This is a genomic window from Caenimonas soli, from assembly GCF_013155545.1.
GTDB lineage: Bacteria > Pseudomonadota > Gammaproteobacteria > Burkholderiales > Burkholderiaceae_C > Ramlibacter > Ramlibacter soli.
In genome coordinates, this window is record NZ_JABJVV010000012.1 from 1 (window position 1) to 17538 (window position 17538).

Consider the following 17538-nt stretch of genomic DNA (forward strand, 5'->3'; position numbering starts at 1 on the left):
CCCTTGGCATGGCTCTTCTCGCTGATCAGGTTGCCGGTGTTGTCCAGCAGCCTTTCGAGCTCGAAGTCCGTGTGCTCCAGGTCCAGCTTGCCGGCCTCGACCTTGGAGAAGTCCAGGATGTCGTTGATCACGCCCAGCAGGTGCTGGCCCGAGGTCTGGACCTTGGCGATGTAGTCGCGCTGGCGCGCCGTCAGGTCGGTCTTGAGCACCAGGTGCGACAAGCCGATGATCGCGTTCATGGGCGTGCGGATCTCGTGGCTCATGTTGGCCAGGAAGTCCGACTTCATGCGGGTCGCATCCTCCGCGATCTCCTTGGCCCGCACGATTTCGGTGATGTCGATGCGAAAGCCCACCGTGTAGCCTTCGGGCGTGCGGCGCTCGACGATGCGCAGGACTCGTCCGTTGGTCAGCCGCTGCGTCAGCTGCGACGTGGGCTGATGGTGAATCGCCATGCGCTCTGCCACCCAGGCGTCCGCGCGCCCGATCGCTGCGTCGTATTGGCCGCGCTCTGCACCGGCGCGCACGATGGCTTCGAAGGTGGTGCCGGGCACCATGAAGTCGGCACACAGTGGATACATGTCGCGGTAGCGCTGGTTGCACAGGGCCAGGCGGTCGTCCTGGTCGAACAGCGCGAACGCATCTTCCATCGTATCGATGGAGCTGCGCAAAAGTTGCGCGCTTCGGATGGCTTCGGCCTGGGTTCGCTGGACGTTCTCGTCCGCGACCGCAACGCGCCGCAGGAACAACAGTAGCGCCCCCATCGCGGCCAGGACAACGACAACCCTGAGCGCCACGGCCAACTGAAGCAGGCGCAAGGTGGAATCACGCGCCTGCTGTCCCTCGCGCCGGTCTTCGAGCAATCGTTCACTGACTTGCGCAACCAGATACTGCAGCGCCTCGATTGCTTGCGCATCGGAAACGTCCGTCGTCGCGTCGACCTGCGCCGAACCGGCCCCGTCGCCGAGCATCCGCAACGCCAGCCGGTATTTGCCGGCGTACTCAACGAAGGTCCGGCGCAACTGCAGCAGCGCCGCGCGCTCGCCCGGCGCTTGAAGCATCTGGTCGAGCCGATCCAGGTCCCGGTTCAAGTCGGTCAGGTTGCGCTCGATGAGGGGCTCATAGCGCAGCCGGTCCCGCCGCGCTATCAGATTCTTGAAATTGTGGATGAAGCCGCCGTAGCCGATGCTGTCCCTGAGCCGGGCCAGCGTCATGCTGATTTCGGCCGTGCGCTCGGCATGGGCCTTGGATCGCGCATCCACATCCTGGAAGTGCGAAATCGACGTATGGCTGTACGCCAGCACGCCCGACAGCAGCAGGGCGCCGATCAGTACGATCAGCACCGCCCGGCGACGAAAACTTCTTTTGGCGTCTGTGCCTGCCCTGTCTTGGTTTCTCATTGTCGAGTCAAAATCTCATGAGACCATCGCGAGGGTTGCGACGGTTAAGCAAATTGCTTAAGGGGACTAGGGATTTGCAGCGCAGGGCGGGGCCCTAACCGCCCCAACCACGGGGCCGCTCGGGCTCCTCGCGCCGGCGTTGCTCGCGCTCGGCGCGTTCCTGCGCCATCTGTTCCTCGAGCTGCTGGCGTCCCTGCTTGATCACGGCGATCACCTTGGCCCGGTCCCTGTGATGCGGGTACATCTGTTCGAACAGCTGGAGGTTGTGGCGCCGGAACCGCATGGCCTGGGACCGGGCCTCGTGCGGGGCGAAGCCCAGCACTTCCAGCACCGTGCGGGCGCTGCGTAGGCTGGATTCGAACACTTCGCGTTCGACCCGGGTCACGCCGCGGTCGCGCAGCGCGTTCCAGTGCACCACGTCGCGCGCTCGCGCCACCAGCTCGAGATGGGGAAAGTGTTCGCGCGCCAGGTCGACGATGGCGAGCGACTGTTCGATGTCGTCGACGGCGACGACCAGCACCTTGGCCGTTTGCGCGCCGGCGATGCGCAGCAGATCAAGCCGCGTGGCGTCGCCGTAGAACACCTTGTAGCCGAACGAACGCGCCGCCTCGATCATGTCGGCGTCGTGGTCCAGCACGGTGGCGGCGATGCCCTGCGCGTTCAGCATGCGGCCGACGATCTGGCCGTAGCGCCCGAACCCGGCGATGATGATCGGCGCGTTCTGCGGCTGGCTGATCTCGTCCAGCTGGGGCGTGTTGCAGTTGGCATAGCGGGGCAGCAGCAACTTGTCGACGGCCACCAGCAGCAAGGGGCTGAGCAGCATCGACACGGCGACGGCGCCAACGAGCAGGGAGGAGGTCTCGGGCGAAATGACCCGGGCGCCCGCAGCGGCCTGGAACACGACGAAGGCGAACTCGCCGCCTTGCGCCAGCAGCAGGATGAACACCGGCCGCTCCTGCACCGGCAAGCCGATGCCGCGCGCGACGCCCCAGATCACCAGGGCCTTGATCGCAAGAAAGGCCAGCACGACCAGCGCCATGAGCCCCGGCGACTTGAGCAGCACCCCGAAGTCGATGCTCATTCCCACGGCGATGAAGAACAGGCCCAGCAGCAGGCCCTTGAACGGCTCGATGTCGGTTTCCAGCTCGCGCCGGTACTCGCTTTCGGCCAGCAGCACGCCCGCCAGAAAGGCCCCCAGCGCCATCGACAGGCCCACCAATTGCATCAGCGCGGCGATGGCCACGACCAGCAGCAGCGACGCCGCGGTAAAGATCTCGGGCGTGTTGCTCTTGGCGATCCAGCGCAGCAGCGGGCGCAGCAGCAGGCGCCCGCCCAGCACGATGCCGCCGACGACGGCGACAATCTTGGCCGCCTCGAGCCAGAGGCTGGCAGCGGCCGTGTCGTTGGCTTCGGACACGCCGCCCAGAAGGGGCAGCAGGGCAAGAATGGGGATGGCGGCGACGTCCTGGAACAGCAGGATGGAAAAGCCGGCCTGCCCGCTGGAGGTCGGCAGCAGGTTGCGCTCGCCCATCACCTGCAAGGCGATCGCGGTCGAAGAAAGGGCCAGTCCCAGCGCGGCAACCAGGCCGATCCGCCACGGCACGCCGGCCGCGATGGCGGCCGCGCATAGCAGGACGGCGCATCCGAGCACCTGGGCGCTGCCCCAGCCGAAGATCGGCCGGCGCAGGCTCCACAGGCGGCGCGGCTCCAGTTCCAGCCCCACCAGGAACAGCATCAGCACCACGCCGAACTCGGCGAAATGCAGGATGTCCTCGACGTTGCGCACCAGGCCCAGGCCCCAGGGCCCGATGGCGATGCCCGCGGCCAGATAGCCAATGATGGAGCCCAGGCCGAGGGCGCGCGACAGCGGCACGGCGATCACCGCCGCGCTCAGATAGATCAGGCTGTTGGTCAGCCAGGCCGGCGCGTGTTCCATCAGCGGGCTCCGCCGGCGCTCGGCCTGTCGGTAGTGGGCACTTCGCACTCTGGCAATGGCTCGAGCTCGTCGAGCTCGGGCCATTGCGGATAGCTGCGCAGGCGATCCTGGAAGACTTGCACGTGGCTGGCCACGGCCTCTTCGTTGGCCCGGCGGGCCCCGTGCAGCATGAGGGGCGGCAAAAAGCGCATGCCGCACAGCGCGGCGGTCTGCTCGTACGGCGGCAGGAAGGCGTCGAAGAAGTAGCGATTGTAGCTTTGCGGGTGGTAGGAGCTCTCGGGCCCGCCGGTGGTGGCTACCAGCCAAAGGTCTTTGCCTTTCAGGGCCGTGCCGCCCTGGCCATAGGCCCAGCCATAAGTGAGCACTTCATCCAGCCAGAGTTTGAGCAGCGCGGGCATCGAATACCACTGGATCGGGTGCATCAGCACGATCAGCGGCGCGCGCGCCGCCAGCGCCTGTTCGGCGGGCACGTCGATGTCGTAGTCGGCGTACCTCGCATACAGGTCGCTGACCTGCACGCCCGGAACGCTTCGAGCCGCCTCGAGCAGGCGGCGGTTGACCCGCGACTCACGCCAATTGGGGTGCGCGGCGAGTACCAGGACACCACTGGAAAGCCCTTCTGTTGTCAACTCATCCATACCGCTAACATAGCGCAAAGTGATAGGAGCCCCATCATGCCGGTTGTGGTCGTTGCCAATCCCAAGGGCGGAGTCGGGAAATCCACCATGGCTACCAATATCGCGGGCTACTTTGCCGGCAAGGGCCATTCGGTGATGCTGGGAGACGCCGATCGCCAGCAGTCCTCGCGCCTGTGGCTGGGCCTGCGCCCGCCGGCGGCCAGGCCGCTCAGCACCTGGGACCTGGGGCAGGGCAATATCGCCAAGCCTCCGAAGGGGACGACCCATGTGGTACTGGACACCCCCGCCGGCCTGCACGGCAAGAAGTTCGAGGAAGTGATGCAGCTGGCCGACAAGGTGGTCGTGCCCTTGCAGCCGAGCATCTTCGATATTTTCGCGACCCGCGCCTTCCTGGACGAACTGGCCGAGCACCGCAAGGCCAGCAAGATGCAGGTGGGCATCGTCGGCATGCGGGTCGACCCGCGCACCATTGCCGCCGACAAGCTGCAGGAATTCGTCGACAGCCTGGGCCTGCCGGTGCTGGGCTATCTGCGCCATACCCAGAACTACATCCACCTGGCGGCCCGCGGCCTGACGGTGTTCGACGTGGCGCCCGGCCGGGTGGAGCGCGATCTGGCCCAGTGGGAAGGCGTCTGTCGCTGGCTGGACAACTGAAGTCCAGGCCGCCTTGCTACATTGGAGGCATGAAAACCCTCCAGAGTCTTGCCGAACTGCCCGCGCTGGTGGGCCATGAAGTCGCCGTCAGCGACTGGCTCACCGTCACCCAGGAACAGGTCGACCTGTTCGCCAAGGCCACGGGCGACCACCAGTGGATCCACGTGGACGTGGAAAAGGCCAAGGCCGGCCCGTTCGGCGCGCCCATTGCACACGGCTTCCTCACGCTGTCGCTGCTCCCGAGATTCTTCGAAACCTCGATGGAGATCAAAGACAGCCGCATGGGCGTCAACTACGGCCTCAACAAGGTGCGGTTCACCGCGCCGGTGCCGGTGGGCAGCCGACTGCGCGCGCGCATGAAACTGCTGGCCTGCGAGGCCATAGACAACGACGGCGTTCAGATGACCTGGCTGGTGACCGTGGAGCGCGAGGGCAGCGACAAGCCCGTGTGCATCGCGGAGTCGCTGACGCGCCGCTATCCCTAGCGGCGCGTACCTGCGAACCGGCTGCCGGTCACATTTCCCCGCGCTGGATCCGACCCTGGCGTTGTGCCTCGATCGCGGCCATCCTGACCTGCTCGCGGCTGAGGCCCGACTTGGCAACGCCAATGAAGCCGGTGCCCCCGTTGCTGATCTTGTCGGCCTGACGGGCTTGCGCCTTGACCTGCGCGGATGAACTGCTCGAACTGATGCGGAGGGCGTACTGGGAGCCGTCGGCTTCATCGGCGTGCGCCGGGATGACCGAGACGGCGCTGAGCGCGGCGATGGCGGCGAATTGCTTGGCATTCATGGGAATGTTCCTTTCATGCGGGTTGAACATGCCCTCTTTACGCGCCGCGCCGGCGGCCGGATGTGTAAAGGAATGCGCCTGGTCCTAGTGGGCAGGCGGCGCCGGCTGCTGTGCCTCGGGGGCGAAGAACGTGCCGCGCGTCAGCCACGTGTAGTCGGCCTCCAGCGCTCCGATCCCCAGCAGCACCATCAGCAACAAGGGCGGCACCAGGATGGCGTAGATCAGCGCGAGCCGCTCCCACATCATGTGCATGAAGACGGCCACGATCAAGCCCGCCTTCAGCAGCATGAACACGATGATCAGCGACCACCGCAGCAGGCCCTGGACGTGAAAGTAGTCGACCATGTAGGACGCCGCGCTGAGGACGAACAGCAGACCCCAGATCTTGAAGTAGACGCCGAGCGGATGCTGCTGGCCCTGGGCGTGTGCAACGGGGTGCTCCCCGGCAGGCGCGGCATGTGAGTGGTCGGTGTTATCCATTGTGTTGCCCCTGTGCTACCAGAGATAGAAAAACGCGAAGATGAAAACCCATACCAGGTCCACGAAGTGCCAGTACAGGCCCAGGATTTCGACGATCTCGTAGTTGCCCCGGCGGCGGGTCAGGAAGCCCGGCCGCTCCCGATCGAGATCGCCGCGCAGCACCTTCAACGCCGTGATCACCAGGAAGATCACGCCGATCGTCACGTGCGTGCCGTGGAAGCCGGTGATCATGAAGAACGATGATCCGAACTGGGCCGCGCCCCAGGGGTTGGTCCAGGGGCGTACCCCTTCGTGGATCAGCTTGGACCACTCGAACGCCTGCATCCCGACGAAGGTGGCGCCCAGGATCGCCGTCGCAATCAGCAGGATGAAGGTCGTCCTGCGGTCGCGCCGATAGCCGAAATTCACCGCCAGGGCCATCGTGCCGCTGCTGCTGATCAGGACAAAGGTCATGATCGCGATCAGCAGCAGCGGAACGTTCCGCCCGAACATCGTCAGCGAGAAAACTTCGCTCGGATTGGGCCAGGGGACGGGGGTGGATATGCGCACCGTCATGTACGAGATCAGGAAACTGCCGAAGATGAAGGTGTCGCTGAGCAGGAAGATCCACATCATCGGCTTGCCCCACGGCACGCCCTTGAAGACGCGTTGATCCGAGGACACGTCTGCGACGACGCTTTGCCAGGCACCGGCCGGGGGCAGCGCTCCTGTCGTTGCGGGTGCTTCGTGCGTCGTCATGAGGTTCGGCTCCTTGGGTCTGCGGACATGGCGGTCACAGCGGCGCCGACGAGCAGATCGCCAGCCCTATGCCTTCCGACACGAGCAGCGCATACAGCACCACCCAGACGGCGAGCAGGAAATGCCAGTAGGTCGCGCACAGCTCGACGCCGAGCCTGACCTTGGCCGGGTCCGTTCCCCGCCACGCCCTGGCCGATGCGCGGGCCCATGCCACGAGGCCGCCGAGCACGTGCAGGCCGTGCACTGCGGTAAACAGATAGAAGAAGGCGGTGGCGGCACTGGTCGAGACGAAGTAGCCGGCGTCGCTGAATTGCTTCCAGACGAACAGCTGCCCGGCGAGGAAGCCGAAGGTCAGCAGGCCGCTGGCCCCCAGGCCGCGCCGCACGTTGCCCGGGTCGGCGCGCCGGGCGGCATACACCGTCCACTCCATCGCCAGACTCGCGCAGATCAGCAGCGCGGTGTTCAGCATCAGCAGCCTGGGCTGGGGCAGCGGCGTCCAGTCCGCGAAGCTCAGGCGCATCGCATAGGCGCTCACGAACAGCACGAACAGCGACGTGGCCACGGCGAGGAACACCCACAAGGCCGTCTTGACCGCGGGCCGGGCCCCCGCGACGCCGCGCACGTTGACAACTGCGGCCTGCGCCTGCCACGGCTGCACGTTGATCGTCTGCCGGAACAGCCACCACACGATGACGGCCATCATCAGGGTGAGGAAAACCAGGCCGATGGTCATGCCGGCACCTTTCCGCCGGCTTCGGGCCTGGCCCAGGCTTCGGCTGCGACGTCCGAAGGCGGGACGTTCTGCGGGATGAAGTCGGTCTTGAGGCCCGGAACGCCGTAGTCGTAGGCCCAGCGATAGACGGCCGGCAATTCCTTGCCGAAGTTTCCGTGCTTGGGCGGGGTGTGCGCCGTTTGCCATTCGAGCGTGGTGGCGTTCCAGGGATTGGGGCCGGCTGGCCTGCCCCTGAAGTAGCTGGCCACCAGGTTGTACAGGAACACGATCTGTGCGGCGCCCACCACGAAGGCGGCGATCGAGATCCATGCGTTCAGCAAGTGCGCCGAGTCGGGGATGAAGTTCGTGCCCCCTATGGCGTAGTAGCGGCGCGGGATGCCCATGAAGCCCAGGTAGTGCATCGGGTAGAAGATCGCGTAGGTCCCGATGAAGGTGATCCAGAAGTGGATCTTGCCCATCGTGTCGTTCAGCATGCGCCCGGTGACCTTCGGGTACCAGTGGTAGATGGCCCCGAACACCGTCAGCACCGGCGCGATCCCCATCACCATGTGGAAATGCGCCACGACGAACATCGTGTCCGACAGCGGCAGATCCACCACCACGTTGCCCAGGAACAGGCCGGTCAGGCCGCCATTGACGAAGGTGAAGATGAACGCGATGGCGAACAGCATCGGGACCGTGAGGTGTATGTTGCCGCGCCACAGCGTCAGCACCCAGTTGTAGACCTTGATGGCGGTGGGAACCGCGATGACCAGCGTGGTCGTGGCGAAGAAGAAGCCGAAGTACGGGTTCATGCCGCTCACGTACATGTGGTGTGCCCAGACGATGAAGCTCAGTCCGCCGATCACCAGGATGGCCCAGACCATCATGCGGTAGCCGAAGATGTTCTTCCTGGCGTGGGTGCTGATCAGGTCGGACACGATGCCGAAGGCGGGCAGCGCCACGATATAGACCTCGGGGTGGCCGAAGAACCAGAACAGGTGCTGGAACAGCAGCGGATTGCCGCCCGTGTAGCTCAGTTGCTGCCCCTTCGAGACGAGTGCGGGCATGAAGAAGCTGGTGCCCAGCGTCAGGTCCAGCAGCATCATGATGGCGCTGACGAACAGGGCGGGAAATGCCAGCAACGCCAGGATGGTCGCCATGAAGATGCCCCACACGGTCAGCGGAAGCCGCATCATCGTCATGCCGCGGGTGCGGGCCTGCAGCACGGTCACCACGTAGTTCAGGCCGCCCATGGTGAAGCCGATGACGAAGACCCCCAGCGAAACGAGCAGCAGGATGATGCCCCAGTGCGCTCCCGGCGTGCCTTCCAGGATGGCCTGCGGCGGGTACAGCGTCCAGCCGGCGCCGCTCGGCCCTCCGGGCACGAAGAAGCTCGCGACGAGCAGCAGCACCGCCAGCAGGTACAGCCAGTAGCTGACCATGTTCACGTAGGGAAACACCATGTCGCGGGCCCCGACCATCAGCGGGATCAGGTAGTTGCCGAAACCGCCCAGGAACAGCGCCGTGAGCAGGTAGATCACCATGATCATCCCGTGCATGCTGACCAACTGGAGGTAGGTGCTCGGGTCGATGAAGCTGACGCTGCCCGGAAAACCGAGCTGCAGGCGCATCAGCCACGAGAGCACCATCGCGACCAGCCCGATCCCGATCGCGGTGACCGCGTACTGGATCGCGATCACCTTCGCATCCTGGCTCCAGATGTACTTGCCGATGAAAGTCTTCGGGTGGTAGAGCTCGACCTCGCCGACCTCCGCAGGCGGTGCGAATTCCGATTCCTCGTGCGCAACGTAAGTAGTCATCGCCGTCTCCGCGTCACCGCGAGTTGATGTAGGCCAGGATGTCGCCGATCGCCGCATCGTCAGCCAGCATGCCGGCGATCAGCGCCATCTGTGCGCCGTAGATGTCCTGCGCATGCGCGCCGCGGACACCGTCCCTGAAATTCTTCAGCTGCGTGGCCATGTACCAGTCGCTCATGCCTTGCAGCCTGGGGGCATTGGTCGCCGCGAACCCGCGCCCGTCGGCGCCGTGGCAGGCGGCGCACGTCGCGTAGCGCTGGCGGCCCTTGTTCACATCACCCTTGATCGTTGTCGCCGCCGGCGCGTCCGGCAGGCTCGCGATGTAGGCCGCGACATCGGCGATCGCGGCATCGTCCGCGAGCGTGGCGGCCATGGGCGCCATCATCTTGCCGAACACGTCCTTCTCGTGCGTGCCGCGGGCGCCTTGCTTGAACAGCCTCAGCTGCCGCTCCAGGTACCAGGCGCCCTGTCCGCCGAGGCGCGGCGCATTCAGCGCGACGTTGCCCTCGCCGTTGGCGCCATGGCAGGCGGCACATGCCGCATACGAAGCCTTGCCGGCCACGGCGTTGCCGGGGGGCCGGGCGTGTGCCTGCGCATACGTTGTCTGGCGGTCCAGCCAGGCCTGGAAGGCGGCAGGCTCGTCCACCACGAGCCTGCCACGCATCGCGAAGTGCCCGACGCCGCAGAGTTCCTCGCACAGCAGGTCGAAGGACCCCGTTCGCGTCGGCGTGAACCAGGTATACGTGACCAGGCCGGGCACCATGTCCATCTTGACGCGCAGCTGGGCCACCGAGAAGTTGTGGAGCACGTCCTTGGAGCGCAGCAGCAGCTTGATCGGCTGGCCCAGAGGAACATGAACCTCGGGAGTCGCCAACAGCACGTCGTCACGGCCGTTCGGATCGGCTGGATTCATCCCGAAGGGGTTGGCGTCGCTCACGAAGCGGGAGTGCACGGTCCCCAGCTTGCCGTCCTTGCCCGGCAGGCGATAACTCCAGTGCCACTGCTGGGCCAGGACTTCCACAGTCTGGGCGTTCTTCGGCACGTGGATGACGTCCGCCCAGACCAGGAGGCCGGGGGCCAGCATGGCGGCCACGCCAACACCGGTGAAGACCAGGAGCCACCACTCGAGCTTCTTGTTCTCCGGCTCGTACGCTGCGCGCGCGTCCTCGCGGTGCCGGTAGCGGATCACCGCCCACGCCATGAACAGACTGATTGCCACGAACACGATCCCTGTCACCCAGAAGGTGATGGCGATCGTGGTGTCGATGGTGCCCCAGTTGGAGGCGATCGGCGTGAAGTACCAGGGGCTCAGGAAGTGGAACAGCACCGAGCCGAGGGCCAGGACGATCAATGCGATGGCGATCGGCATGGCTAGCGTGGCCCCGCCGCAGAGCACGATCTTTCACGCCTGATAGCTTCGCCCTTGCCAAGCAAGGGTTTTCGCTTTTCGGGGCGAGGGCGCAAGCCTATGCTCACTGTGTTGAGGGCGAGGGGCAGCATGGAGGTCTTCACGATGACTGCATCACCCAGCGGCAACCGCCGAATGATCACGGGCTTGTTCAGCGACGGCCAAAGCGCTGAACGCGCCTACCAGGCCTGCGTCGAGCGCGGCTATGCGACGGCCGAAGTGAACGTCGTCATGTCCGAGGACACGCGCAAACGACTCGTTTCCGATGACAGCGGGACCACGACGCAGCTGACGCGCAGGGAGGCGGAGGGCGGTGAGCTTGGAGGCCCGACGGGCGGGCGGGTCGAAATGCTGGTCACGATCTTCGCCGCCGTGGGCGCCGCATTGGCGCTGCCCGCCCTTGGCTTTGTCGTGGCGGGCCCTATCGCCGCGGCGCTGGCGAGTGCCGGCGCCGCCGGCCTCGTAGCCGGGCTCATTGGAGCGCTCGGCCATTGGGGCATTCCGCAAGAGCGCGTCCGCCTCTACGAAGCAGGCATCAAAGACGGCGGTATTCTGATGATGGTTGAAGCCCGCTCCGATGAGGATGCCCGGCAGATCGAGCAGCACTGGAAGGCTGTCGGTGGACGTGACGTTTCTTGTTGAACGGGCTGCGGTGGCCATGGGCGATTTCTTGTGCTGGCATCCTGTAGGGCGTCAGGGGGACGCCGGGGCATGGCGCTCCGTCCCCGCGAAATGGGCCTCCGGGTGCGCGGCCTGCAGCAGGGACGCCATGGCCTGCGCCTGCGACTGGCGTACATCGACCATCAGCAAGATTCCCCCTTGCGCAAGGGCGTTCTCGAATCGCTCGAGCCGGGGGCTGGGGATGGAGATGCCGATCATGCTGGACGACCAGGCGCCGACCGCGCCACCCAAAACCGCCAGTACGCCGGCGGCCTCCCACTGGGGTCCATCGCCGACGATCGGGAAATACAGGGCGACCAACAGGCCGGCGCAGATGCCTGTGACGCTGCCCAGCACCAGGCCCGTCTTCGCCGCATGGACCACGTCCGAGGTTTGCAGCACGTTGGCGGCGTGCAAGCCGGTCATGTCCAGGCCGTCGCGGCCCGCGAAATGGATATGCCGCGTCTCTACCCCTGCCGCCCGCAGGTCAGTCATCATCCGCCTGGCACTCGCCAGGTCGGGCAATAGCCAATAGGTACGCTGCTTCATGGGACCATCCTTCCGTCACGCGCGTGACACGGGGCAGACCATGGGCGACTTATACGCCTGAGAACAAGCGGGCGCAAGCGTGCCGGCCTGCAGTGCCGCCTGGTGCGGCTTGCGCATTGAACAGCTGAGGTGGGCTACGGCGAAGGCATGGCCGACCCGCCCGCACCGAAGCCGTTTTGGCGCCAGGCCTCGAACACGGTGACGGCGACCGCGTTGGAAAGATTCAGGCTGCGCTGGCCGGGCCGCATCGGCAGCTTCAGCCGCTGCTCCGGTGGCACCGAGTCACGCACTTCGGGCGCCAGGCCGCGGGTCTCGGCGCCGAACACCAGCCAGTCGCCCGGCCGAAACGCCATCTCGTGCACCAGCCGCGTGCCCTTGGTCGTGAGGACGAACAGGCGCGCCGGTTCGGGTTGCTGCGCATCGAGGAATTGCTGCCAGCCGGCATGGCGCCGGACATCGGCGTATTCGTGATAGTCCAGGCCCGCGCGCCGCATCAGCCTGTCTTCCATGGAAAAGCCCAGCGGCTCGACCAGATGGAGCGTGCAGCCGGTGTTGGCCGCCAGCCGGATGACGTTGCCGGTATTGGGCGGGATCTCGGGCTCGACCAGGACAATGTTGAACATCAGTGGGCCTCGTCCGTGCGGGCCAGCACCAGGGCCGTGACGCGTCCCGCGCCGGCTTGCCGCAGCACCTCGGCGGCCGTGAAGAGGGAGGCCCCGCTGGTCATCACGTCGTCGATGACCACCACACGCTTGCCGCGCAGCTGCGTTGCGCGCAGCGGATCGACGGCGAAGGCGCCCTGCACGTTGCCCAGGCGCGCCTGGCGATCAAGTGCCGCCTGCGCGGCGGTATGCCGCACCCGCAACAGCAAGCGCCCGTCGGTCTTGGGCGCTGCCAGGGCGCGGGCCAGCAACAGGGCCTGGTTGAAGCCGCGCTCGGCCAGGCGCTGCACGGACAGCGGCATCGCAACCACGATGTCGGCTTCTTCCAGTGCCGGTTCCACCCAGGGCGCGCTGCGCATCAGGGTGGCGAAGCCGCGTGCCCAGCCGGGCTGGCCATTGAACTTGTAGTTGGCGATCAACGCCGACCAGGGGAACTCGTACGAGACGGCGGCATGGCAGGCGTCCAGCGGCGGCGGCGCGCCCAGGCAGCGGCCGCATTGATGAATTCCCGCGGCGACCGGGATGGCGCAGCGCCGGCAGCGCGGCTGGGGCTGGGCGAAGCGGGCGACGCAGGCCTCGCACAGCGGCTGGGCGGGCCAGGCGTGGCAAACGGCGCACTGTCCGGGCAGGGCGGCCGCAAGCCCTTCGATCAAGTGCCGCATCATCGGATCAATATACTCGTTCGCACCTCATGGCCGACCAACGCCCGCCCACCATCGACCCCGTTGCCGCGCGGCACTGGGACAGCGCCGCGCCCGCGCGCTCGCCTTGGCTGCACGAGGAAGTGGCGCGCCGTATGGAAGACCGGCTCCAATGGATCCGCATGGCGCCCAAGGCCTGGGGCCACTGGGAGCCGGTGCGCGGCGGCCTGGAGGCGCAGGCGCTGCTGGAGCGGCGCTATCCCAAGGCCGAGTGCTTCGTGGCCGAAGGCCGGGAAAGCCGCGCCACGGTGGCGCTGGAGCGCGCCGCCAGGCCGTGGTGGCGGCGCTTGACGGGGCCCACGCTGCACCATGGGCCCCTGCCCGACGCCTCGGTCCAGATGCTCTGGGCCAACATGGCGCTGCACATGTCCGCCGATCCGCAGGCGCTGATAGCGCAATGGCATCGCGCGCTGGCAACCGACGGCTTTCTGATGTTCTCCTGCCTGGGGCCGGACACCTTGCGTGAGCTGCGGGCGCTGTATGCCGCGCTCGGCTGGCCGCCTCCGGCCCACGAATTCACCGATATGCACGATTGGGGCGACATGCTGGTCCACGCCGGCTTTGCCGAGCCGGTGATGGACATGGAGCGGATCACCCTGACCTGGGAGACGCCCGCGCGGCTGCTGGAGGAATTGCGCGAACTCGGCGCCAACCTCCACCCCGGGCGCTTCCCGGCCTTGCGCGGCCGTGGCTGGCGGGCCCGGTTCGAGCAGGAACTGGCCCGTTCGTTGCGCGGAGCCGACGGCCGGCTGGCCCTGACCTTCGAGATCATCTACGGCCATGCGCTCAAACCCGCGCCCAGGGTGCGAATGAGCGAGCACAGCGCCGTCTCGCTCGAGGACATGCGGGCCTTGTTGGGGGCCGACAAGCACCCGCGCCGATAGGCACCCCGCGGGCTCGGGCCCTAGGGGGAACCCGCGCTACAATGCCGGGTTGATTTTTGAGCGTCACCCGTGCCGAATCCGGTATTTCGTTTCGCCACTGTCGAGGGCCAGGCCATACGCTGGTTCTTGAAGCGCAACTGCTCGGTCACGCCGGCCCAATTGGGCTGGTTTTATGCCTCGCTGTGCGTCGTGTCGTTGGGAATAGCCACTTTTTTCTGGGTCCAGGGGGCGATACTGATCCTTCCGTTTGCCGGGGCTGAGCTGGCCGGTGTCGGGATCGCGTTCCTGGCCTATGCCCGGCATGCGAGCGATGGCGAGACGATTTCACTCGAGGGGCGCCGGCTGGTGGTCGAGTTGGAGAGCGCGGGACGCCTGCGCAGCGCTCGGTTCGACCGCGACTCGGTTCGCGTCGAACCCGGCGCGGGCGGGCGGTCGCTGATCGAGCTGTCCGGCCAGGGCCAGAGTGTGAGCGTGGGGCGCTATGTGCGACCGGAACTGCGTCCGGAGTTGGCGCAGGAGATCAGAAGGGCGCTGCGCGGGGTTTAGAGAAGGCCCGGCGAGGGCGGGTCAGGTTTTGATTTGAGGCTATAGCTAGTAAAAACCATGAAGAGCATTTCCAATAAATTGGCTTCGCTGCTGCTCGCCCTGGGCGCGCTCAGTCCGGCGGCCCATGCGGTCAACGACCTGCCCGGCGGCCCCGCGGTGCGCCAGCTCAACCTCCACCCTGCGGTGACCCGCATCGCGGTCGAGCAGGCCTGGCTGCACTGGTTCATGCTCATCGCCTGCATAGTGATCTTCATCCTGGTCTTCAGTGTGATGTTCTATTCCATCTGGAAGCACCGCAAGTCGCTGGGCCACAAGGCGGCCAATTTCCATGAATCCGTCACCGTCGAGGTGATCTGGACCATCATCCCCTTCCTCATCGTCATCGGCATGGCGCTGCCGGCGACCAAGGTGCTGGTCGCGTCCAAGGACACCACCAACGCCGACCTGACCATCAAGGCCACGGGCTACCAGTGGAAATGGGGTTACGACTACCTCAAGGGGGAGGGCGAAGGCGTTTCCTTCCTGTCCACGCTGGATGCCACGCACCGCGAAATCTCGAACGACGGCGCCAAAGGCCAGGTGCCCGACGACTACCTGCTCAAGGTCGACAACCCGCTGGTCGTGCCCGTCAACAAGAAGGTCCGCATCATCACGACGGCCAACGACGTGATCCATGCCTGGGGCGTCCCGGCCTTCGGCGTCAAGCAGGATGCGATTCCGGGCTTCGTGCGCGACACCTGGTTCCGCAGCGAAAAGGCCGGCGACTTCTACGGCCAGTGCTATGAGCTGTGCGGCAAGGAGCACGCCTACATGCCGATCCACGTGAAGGTGGTGACGGCCGAGCAGTACAGCCTGTGGGTGGACGGCGAGAAGAAGAAGCTGGCGGCCAAGCAGGACGACCCGAGCAAGGTCTGGACGCTGGACGACATCAACAAGCGCGGCGAAAAGGTCTATGCGGCCAACTGCGCCGCCTGCCACCAGGCCAACGGCAAGGGCGCCGGCCCCATCAAGGCCCTGGACGGCTCGCCTGTCGTGCTCGACGCCGACAAGGCCAAGCAGCTCCATATCGTGCTGAACGGCAAGGGTGCCATGCCGGCCTGGAAACAGTTGTCGGACACCGACATCGCAGCCGTGGTGAGCTACACCAAGAACACCTGGTCCAACAAGACCGGCCAGCTGGTGCAGCCGTCCGAAGTCCTGGCCCAGCGCGGCAAGTAATCGCATATTAGGAAATCAAGATGAGCGCCGTTCTAGACCCTCACGCCCACCCCCACGCCCACGACGACGAACACCATGCACACCCGCATGGCTGGCGCCGCTGGGTGTTTGCGACGAACCACAAGGACATCGGCACGCTGTACCTGCTGTTCTCCTTCTTCATGCTGATGTTCGGCGGCGCCCTGGCGATGCTGATCCGCATGGAGCTGTTCCAGCCCGGCCTGCAGGTGGTCAATCCCGAGCTGTTCAACCAGCTCACCACCATGCACGGCCTGATCATGGTGTTCGGCGCCATCATGCCGGCCTTCGTGGGCTTCGCCAACTGGATGATCCCGCTGCAGATCGGCGCGGCTGACATGGCCTTCGCCCGCATGAACAACTTCAGCTTCTGGCTGTTGATCCCGGCCGGCCTGATGCTGGTTGGCTCGTTCTTCATGCCCGGCGGCGCACCCGCCGCCGGCTGGACGCTGTACGCGCCGCTGACGCTGCAGATGGGTCCGTCGATGGACGCCGGCATCTTCGCGATGCACATCCTGGGCGCCTCGTCGATCATGGGCTCGATCAACATCATCGTCACCATCCTGAACATGCGCGCGCCCGGCATGTCGTTGATGAAGATGCCGATGTTCGCCTGGACCTGGCTGATCACCGCCTACCTGCTGATCGCCGTGATGCCCGTGCTGGCCGGCGCGATCACCATGACGCTGACCGACCGCCACTTCGGCACCACCTTCTTCAACCCCGCCGGCGGCGGCGACCCGGTGATGTACCAGCACATCTTCTGGTTCTTCGGCCACCCCGAGGTCTACATCATGATCTTGCCGGCCTTCGGCATCGTCAGCCAGGTGGTTCCCGCGTTCGCGCGCAAGCGCCTGTTCGGCTACGCCTCGATGGTGTACGCCACCAGCTCGATCGCCATCCTGTCGTTCATCGTCTGGGCGCACCACATGTTCACCACCGGCATGCCGGTGACGGGCCAGCTGTTCTTCATGTACGCGACCATGCTGATTGCCGTGCCCACGGCAGTGAAGATCTTCAACTGGATCGCCACCATGTGGCAGGGCTCGATGACCTTCGAGACCCCCATGCTGTTCGCGGTCGGCTTCATCTTCGTGTTCACCATGGGTGGCTTCACCGGCCTGATCCTGGCCATGGCGCCGATCGACCTGCTGCTGCAGGACACCTACTACGTGGTGGCCCACTTCCACTACGTGCTGGTGGCCGGCTCGCTCTACGCCATGTTCGCCGGCTTCTACTACTGGGTGCCCAAGTGGACGGGCGTGATGTACAACGAATCGCGCGGCAAGATCCACTTCTGGTGGTCGCTGATCGCCTTCAACATCACCTTCTTCCCGATGCACTTCCTGGGCCTGGCCGGCATGCCCCGCCGCTACGCCGACTACCCGATGCAGTTCGCCGACTTCAACGCGCTGGCCTCGGTGGGCGGTTTCGCCTTCGGCTTGGCGCAGGTCTACTTCTTCTTCTGGATCGTGGTGCCTTGCATGCGCGGCCAGGGCGAGCCCGCGCCGCAGCGTCCGTGGAACGATCCGGACGGCAAGGGCGCCGAGGGCCTGGAGTGGGAAGTGCCGTCGCCGGCTCCTTTCCACACCTTCGAGACGCCCCCGCGGCTGGACGCGACGGCCACCAAGGTGCTGGACGCCCGCGTGCACCCTGGGCGCCACGCGCCGGGCCTGCACATGCCGCCGCCGCAGCAGCAGCCTGACGGCAGCTTTCACTGATCGCCCG

General features: G+C 66.0%; 19 protein-coding genes. 7 read left to right on the forward strand and 12 right to left on the reverse strand.

From position 1 onward, the window contains the following. From HNE04_RS18370 to kefF, 3 genes are all read right to left on the reverse strand, one after another. A partial coding sequence (locus HNE04_RS18370; protein ID WP_172222328.1) for a PAS domain-containing protein occupies positions 1–1340 on the reverse strand: 1340 nt, incomplete at its 3' end. A 151-nt stretch (positions 1341–1491) separates the two neighbouring features. After that, positions 1492–3333, reverse strand: coding sequence for a glutathione-regulated potassium-efflux system protein KefC (gene kefC / locus HNE04_RS18375; protein ID WP_172222331.1), 1842 nt, complete (start codon positions 3331–3333; stop codon positions 1492–1494). Further along, positions 3333–3971, reverse strand: coding sequence for a glutathione-regulated potassium-efflux system oxidoreductase KefF (kefF, locus tag HNE04_RS18380; protein ID WP_172222333.1), 639 nt, complete (start codon positions 3969–3971; stop codon positions 3333–3335). The genes kefC and kefF overlap by 1 nt, the downstream gene beginning before the upstream one ends. 36 nt (positions 3972–4007) lie before the next feature. Here kefF and HNE04_RS18385 point away from each other — a divergent pair, with 36 nt between their 5' ends. Together HNE04_RS18385 and HNE04_RS18390 are read left to right on the forward strand one after the other, a co-directional pair. Further along, complete coding sequence (locus HNE04_RS18385; RefSeq protein ID WP_172222336.1) at positions 4008–4625, forward strand: ParA family protein; 618 nt, start codon at positions 4008–4010, stop codon at positions 4623–4625. Between the two features lie 29 nt (positions 4626–4654). Then, the gene (locus HNE04_RS18390; RefSeq protein ID WP_172222338.1) at positions 4655–5110 is read left to right on the forward strand and encodes a MaoC family dehydratase; all 456 of its coding nucleotides are present in this window, start codon (positions 4655–4657) and stop codon (positions 5108–5110) included. Positions 5111–5138: 28 nt separating this feature from the next. Here HNE04_RS18390 and HNE04_RS18395 read toward each other — a convergent pair whose 3' ends face one another. The 6 genes from HNE04_RS18395 to HNE04_RS18420 all read right to left on the reverse strand — a co-directional run bounded on the left by HNE04_RS18395 (position 5139) and on the right by HNE04_RS18420 (position 10533). Then, entirely contained in the window at positions 5139–5414 is a 276-nt protein-coding gene (locus HNE04_RS18395) for a hypothetical protein (protein WP_172222341.1), read from the reverse strand. Between the two features lie 84 nt (positions 5415–5498). Next, positions 5499–5894, reverse strand: a complete 396-nt coding sequence (locus tag HNE04_RS18400) for a cytochrome C oxidase subunit IV family protein (protein ID WP_172222343.1) — start codon at positions 5892–5894, stop codon at positions 5499–5501. Positions 5895–5909: 15 nt separating this feature from the next. Beyond that, positions 5910–6632, reverse strand: a complete 723-nt coding sequence (locus tag HNE04_RS18405) for a heme-copper oxidase subunit III family protein (protein WP_172222346.1) — start codon at positions 6630–6632, stop codon at positions 5910–5912. A gap of 34 nt (positions 6633–6666) precedes the next feature. Continuing rightward, complete coding sequence (locus tag HNE04_RS18410; protein ID WP_172222348.1) at positions 6667–7365, reverse strand: cytochrome c oxidase subunit 3; 699 nt, start codon at positions 7363–7365, stop codon at positions 6667–6669. After that, positions 7362–9167 carry a cytochrome c oxidase subunit I gene (locus HNE04_RS18415; protein ID WP_172222351.1) on the reverse strand — a complete coding sequence of 602 codons (1806 nt, stop codon included), beginning with the start codon at positions 9165–9167 and terminating at the stop codon, positions 7362–7364. Before HNE04_RS18415 ends, HNE04_RS18410 begins: the two co-directional genes overlap by 4 nt. 13 nt (positions 9168–9180) lie before the next feature. Continuing rightward, the gene (locus tag HNE04_RS18420; protein WP_172222353.1) at positions 9181–10533 is read right to left on the reverse strand and encodes a c-type cytochrome; all 1353 of its coding nucleotides are present in this window, start codon (positions 10531–10533) and stop codon (positions 9181–9183) included. A gap of 144 nt (positions 10534–10677) precedes the next feature. Here HNE04_RS18420 and HNE04_RS18425 point away from each other — a divergent pair, with 144 nt between their 5' ends. Continuing rightward, positions 10678–11214, forward strand: a complete 537-nt coding sequence (locus HNE04_RS18425; RefSeq protein ID WP_172222356.1) for a hypothetical protein — start codon at positions 10678–10680, stop codon at positions 11212–11214. A gap of 51 nt (positions 11215–11265) precedes the next feature. Here HNE04_RS18425 and HNE04_RS18430 read toward each other — a convergent pair whose 3' ends face one another. From HNE04_RS18430 to HNE04_RS18440, 3 genes are all read right to left on the reverse strand, one after another. Beyond that, positions 11266–11781, reverse strand: coding sequence for a DUF1269 domain-containing protein (locus HNE04_RS18430; protein ID WP_172222358.1), 516 nt, complete (start codon positions 11779–11781; stop codon positions 11266–11268). A gap of 134 nt (positions 11782–11915) precedes the next feature. Next, a complete protein-coding gene (locus HNE04_RS18435; protein ID WP_172222361.1) occupies positions 11916–12404 on the reverse strand; it encodes a tRNA (cytidine(34)-2'-O)-methyltransferase in 489 nt (162 codons plus the stop codon). Beyond that, positions 12404–13108 carry a ComF family protein gene (locus tag HNE04_RS18440; RefSeq protein ID WP_172222363.1) on the reverse strand — a complete coding sequence of 235 codons (705 nt, stop codon included), beginning with the start codon at positions 13106–13108 and terminating at the stop codon, positions 12404–12406. Before HNE04_RS18440 ends, HNE04_RS18435 begins: the two co-directional genes overlap by 1 nt. Before the next feature lie 26 nt (positions 13109–13134). Here HNE04_RS18440 and HNE04_RS18445 point away from each other — a divergent pair, with 26 nt between their 5' ends. The 4 genes from HNE04_RS18445 to ctaD all read left to right on the forward strand — a co-directional run bounded on the left by HNE04_RS18445 (position 13135) and on the right by ctaD (position 17531). Then, complete coding sequence (locus tag HNE04_RS18445) at positions 13135–14028, forward strand: methyltransferase domain-containing protein (protein WP_172222366.1); 894 nt, start codon at positions 13135–13137, stop codon at positions 14026–14028. Positions 14029–14097: 69 nt separating this feature from the next. Beyond that, positions 14098–14574: a DUF2244 domain-containing protein gene (locus HNE04_RS18450; protein WP_172222369.1), complete on the forward strand. Its 477-nt coding sequence runs from the start codon at positions 14098–14100 to the stop codon at positions 14572–14574. Between the two features lie 57 nt (positions 14575–14631). After that, positions 14632–15792, forward strand: coding sequence for a cytochrome c oxidase subunit II (coxB, locus tag HNE04_RS18455; RefSeq protein WP_172222372.1), 1161 nt, complete (start codon positions 14632–14634; stop codon positions 15790–15792). A 20-nt stretch (positions 15793–15812) separates the two neighbouring features. Further along, positions 15813–17531 (forward strand): cytochrome c oxidase subunit I, encoded by a 1719-nt coding sequence (gene ctaD / locus HNE04_RS18460; RefSeq protein ID WP_172222374.1) that lies wholly within the window; start codon positions 15813–15815, stop codon positions 17529–17531. Positions 17532–17538: the final 7 nt, after the last annotated feature.